Here is a 4699-nt window from a genome sequence, read left to right as displayed (position 1 = left end):
CTCCGGCGCCGTGGCGGCAAACTTAGGGCACGGCATTGCGCAAATAGCCGAGGCGATGGCGGAGCAGGCAAAAAAAGCGGCGTTTGTTCATACATTACGTTTTGAAACGAATGTTTTGCATAAACTTGCAGAAAAAATTGGTAAAATGGCGCCGCTTTATTTAAACAAAGTCTATTTTACATCAGGAGGATCAGAAGCAAATGAAAGTGCATTAAAATTAGCAAGGCAATATCACAGAGATGCCGGAAAGATGCAAAAACACATCGTAATCGGAAGGTGGCAGTCTTACCACGGAAACACGATAGGGGCACTATCAGCTGGAGGAGATGTAAAAAGACGATATCCTTATACACCCAACCTTTTACATTTTGCGCACGTCTATTCGCCGTATTGTCATCGCTGTCCGTATAATCGCAATCAAGAAGACTGCATGGCAAATCAAAACTGGAGCTGTATCACCGATATTGAACGCACCATTTTAGAGCTTGGTCCAGAAAATATTTCAGCCTTTATCGCAGAGCCCATCGTAGGAAGTCAGCAAGGAGCTGTTGTACCTCCGCTTGACTATTTCAAAAAAGTACGTGAGCTTTGCAGCCGCTATGACATTCTTTTGATTGTTGATGAAGTGATGACAGGCTTCGGGAGAACGGGAACTGATTTTGCAGTGGAACAATTCGGAATCGAACCGGATATCCTAACGTTTGGTAAAGGAGTTTCAGCTGGATACGCTCCTTTAGGAGGAATGATTGTCCATGACCGTCTGATTCAAGGTCTGTTAGAAAATAGCAGCGGGAAATTTCTTCATGGCTATACGTACAGTGGACATCCTGTTTCAATAGCGGCAGGCCTTGCTGCTTTGGATATGTATGAAGAAATGAATATCCTTCAAAACGTTGAAACTCAAGGCGCGTATTTAATGGAATGTTTAGTAGCGCTGCAGCGCAAGCATCCTTATATTTCAGATATTCGCGGCCGCGGACTTTTAATTGGATTAGAACTAATGAAAGACGCCAATCAACAGATATTTTTCGAGCCACGTGAAGCAGCCAGCGAAAAGCTCAATGAAATTTGTATGGAGCTTGGAGGCGTCTTTTATCCAGGATCCGGATCTATAGACGGACATAAAGGAGAACATATCATTATCAGTCCTCCTTTAAATATAACGAAATCAGAAGTTGATGAAATAGTGAGATTGCTAGATCATGCGTTTTCTATTTTTTATCAGCACATAAGAAAGGATGAGTCATATGAAAGTGCAAAATAAAACAGAAGAGCTTCAAATCAAAKGAAAAAAACATTTATCACCGGTGATGACAAGAGTAACAGAGCTTGTTATTGAAAAAGCGCACGGTGCGAAATTTTGGACAGCCGATGGCAATGAATATATTGATTTTGTATCAGGAGTAGCTGTCAATGCAGTGGGTCATACGCATGAAAAGATGGTAGAAGCGATAAAAAAACAAGCAGATCAGCTGCTTCACCTAGGCTTAAACTATGGCTATTACGAAACAGCAGTGAATTTGGCAGAAAAACTTGCGCACATTACGCCTGGAAACTTAGACACCGTGTTTTTTTCAAATTCAGGCGCAGAAGCCATTGATGGCGCGCTCAAATTAGCAAAAGCGGCCACTGGCAGACCAGCGATCATTGCTTTTGAAGGTTCTTTTCACGGCCGTACACTAGGAGCTACAGCTATTACGGCTTCAAGCTCAAAATATCGCAGCTACTACGAGCCGATTTTAGGAGAAGTGTATCACGTTCCTTATCCGTATCCAAGTCAGCTTCCTAATGTTGACGAGGAAGATGCAGAAGCATATTGCTTAAATCAACTGCAAAAGCTGTTTGAACTGCGAGTGGATCCTTCACGCGTAGCAGCGATTGTAATTGAGCCAGTCATGGGCGAAGGAGGCTATTACCCTGCTCCTTCTAGCTTTTTACGCGCACTAAGAGACATAGCGAATGATTATGGCATTCTGCTTGTTTTTGATGAAGTGCAAACGGGATTTGGGCGCACTGGAAAAATGTTTGCCGCAGAACATGCTGGAGTCACACCAGATATTTTAGTTTTAGCAAAAGCTCTTTCCGGCGGTATGCCTTTAGGAGCCATTGTAGCAAGCCGAGAACTGCATGAGAAATGGCCAACAGCTGGACATGGTTCTACTTTTGGCGGAAATCCAGTATCGTGCGCAGCGGCTTTAGCTAATATTTCAATAATTGAAGAAGAAAAGCTTGTAGAGCGCAGTGAAAAAGTAGGCGCTGATATTGTTAAACGCCTTCAGCATTCTATCGGACATTTACCAGCTATTAAAGAGGTTAGAGGAATTGGTATGATGATTGGTATTGAATTTCATGTTGAAACAGCAGCTGCTTATGTCCCTGTTATTAAATCAAAAGCGCTGGAAAAAAGACTGCTAATTATGAACTGTGGAGTCAAAGGGCAAACCATTCGTTTAATGCTGCCGCTAAATATTGATAAAGACGTGCTGGATCAAGGGCTGTCTTTACTAGAAGAAGCCATCACAGAAGCAGTTTCAATTAACTAGCTTTTTAAATGAAAAGGAGGGTAACAATATGAGTCAGACTAAAACCGAACTGTTACAAGGAAATTTATATATTAACGGCGAGTGGGTAAGTGAAGAGGAGCAAACCTATTTTGAAAGTATAAACCCTGCAACACAAGAGCTCGTTGGAACATGCGCAGCCGCTACGGCTAGTMAAGTTGATGATGCAGTAAAAGCGGCTAGTACAGCCTACAGCCACTGGAAAAATACATCTATTCCTGAACGTGCAGCGTTTTTAACAAAAGCAGCTGAGCTTTTTAAAGACAGAAAAGAAGAGCTTGCTCAAGTGATGACAAAAGAGATGGGAAAACCGCTGACAGAATCTATAGGGGAAGTTGGTGTCGTCATTGCAACAGCTCAGTATATGGCAGGAGAAGGAAGACGTTTGTTTGGCGAAATAGTGCCCGCTGGCTTTCCTGACCGAGATATAAAAATGGTTCGCGAACCGCTTGGAGTTGTGGCATGTATTACACCTTGGAACTTTCCTGTTTCTCTCGCTTCTTATAAAATGTTTGCCGCTTTAATCGCTGGCAATACCGTTGTCTGGAAGCCGGCTTCAGAAGTGGCGCTTTCAGCGAAGATTTTTATGGAAGTATTGCACGCTGCGCGGCTTCCAAAAGGAACAATTAACTTGCTTACAGGATCGGGCAGAATCGTTGGACAAAAGCTTGCTACGCACTCTGAAGTGAAAATCATCTCATTTACAGGTTCTACGGAAGTTGGTCAGCAGTTAGCAGAAATGAGCAGCAAAACCTTAAAACGAATTTCTTTAGAGCTAGGAGGAAAAAACGCTGTTATTGTATTAAAGGATGCCGATTTGGATAAAGCAGCAGAAGGAATTGTTAAATCAGCATTTACGACCACGGGCCAGCGCTGTACCGCAGCTAGCAGAGTGATTGTGGAGCGTTCAGTAAAAGAAGATCTTTTGAAAAAAGTAATAGCTCTTACAAAAGAAATGAAGATTGGAAATGGTCTTGATGAAGGGGTTGTAATAGGCCCGCTTGTAAATGAACAGCAGTGCCGTTTAGTAGAAAATTACGTGCAAAAAGCGGTGGAAGAAGGCGGAAATATTGCGCTTGGAGGTCGTGTTTTATCAGAAGAGTTAGGGACTTGTTATTACATGCCTACAATTATTGATAACGTCAGTTCGAACCACACAATTGCTCAAGAGGAGATTTTTGGCCCCGTGCTTGCTTTTATTGAAGTAGATGGCTATGAAGAAGCAATGAGCGTCAATAATGGAACGATGTATGGACTTTCCACTTCCATTTATACAAGCAGCTTGCACTATGCCAGCCGAGCGGCAAAAGACGCTGTTAGCGGATTAGTCTATATCAATAACGGAACATCTAATGCTGAAATGGGGGTAGCGTTCGGAGGAATGAAAATGTCTGGCAATGGCCACAGGGAAGTTTCTCATCATGCATTTGATGTGATGACAGAATGGAAGTCTGTCTACACCAACTATTAATCTCGCACCTTAGCGAAAAGGAGGAGCACATGTCTTCATATCGCATTGGCATTGCCTTTTTTTATCATGAATCTCACAGCTTTAGTCCATTAAAAACAGAAATAGAACAGTTTGTACAAGAAGGCTATTTTGTTGGAACGGAAATAAATAAAGCATACTCAGAAACCAAAACAGAAGTAGGGGGATTTTTAGATGTATTAAAGCAAGAGAAGCAGGTAGAAATCGTTCCCCTTGTTTGTGCAGCTGCGGTTCCATCTGGGATTGTATCTTCTGAAGCTTATCATACAATTGAAAAGSAAATGTTGCACTCACTTACTCATGCGGGGCCGCTAGATGGTTTGTTAATCGCTTTGCACGGCGCAATGGTAGTAGAGCATCTTTTCGATCCTGAAGCTCATTTGTTAAGTCAGATAAGAAGCTGCATAGGAAGCAACGTTCCCATTGCTACTACGCTCGATATGCACGCAAATATCAGTGAAGATATGCTTACGTACACGCCGCTTCATTTTGGTTTTAAAACATATCCTCATGTTGATATGTACGAACAAGGAGTGAACGCTGCGCGAGCGCTTTTAACACAAGTAAAAGAAAGCGCTATCTATTATGCATCTTTAAAAAAATTGCCTATGCTTTTGCCGTCGATTAATATGCGAACCGCAGAAGGGCC

4 protein-coding genes are annotated in these 4699 nt (G+C 42.4%); all 4 read left to right on the top strand.

Annotated features, from left to right (window positions below):
* Positions 1 to 1264: aminotransferase family protein (locus tag AC1DRF_RS17215; protein WP_477741240.1), on the top strand; the 1264-nt coding region annotated here is incomplete at its 5' end.
* The gene (locus tag AC1DRF_RS17210) at positions 1248 to 2543 is read left to right on the top strand and encodes an aminotransferase class III-fold pyridoxal phosphate-dependent enzyme (protein ID WP_477741239.1); all 1296 of its coding nucleotides are present in this window, start codon (positions 1248 to 1250) and stop codon (positions 2541 to 2543) included. The genes AC1DRF_RS17215 and AC1DRF_RS17210, both read left to right, overlap by 17 nt.
* Before the next feature lie 28 nt (positions 2544 to 2571).
* Positions 2572 to 4032, top strand: a complete 1461-nt coding sequence (locus AC1DRF_RS17205; protein WP_477741238.1) for an aldehyde dehydrogenase family protein — start codon at positions 2572 to 2574, stop codon at positions 4030 to 4032.
* A 29-nt stretch (positions 4033 to 4061) separates the two neighbouring features.
* On the top strand, positions 4062 to 4699 hold a 638-nt coding region (locus AC1DRF_RS17200; RefSeq protein WP_477741237.1), incomplete at its 3' end, for a M81 family metallopeptidase.

Source organism: Priestia sp. P5_B4 (assembly GCF_056400385.1).
This window is presented reverse-complemented; position numbering and strand designations above follow the sequence as displayed.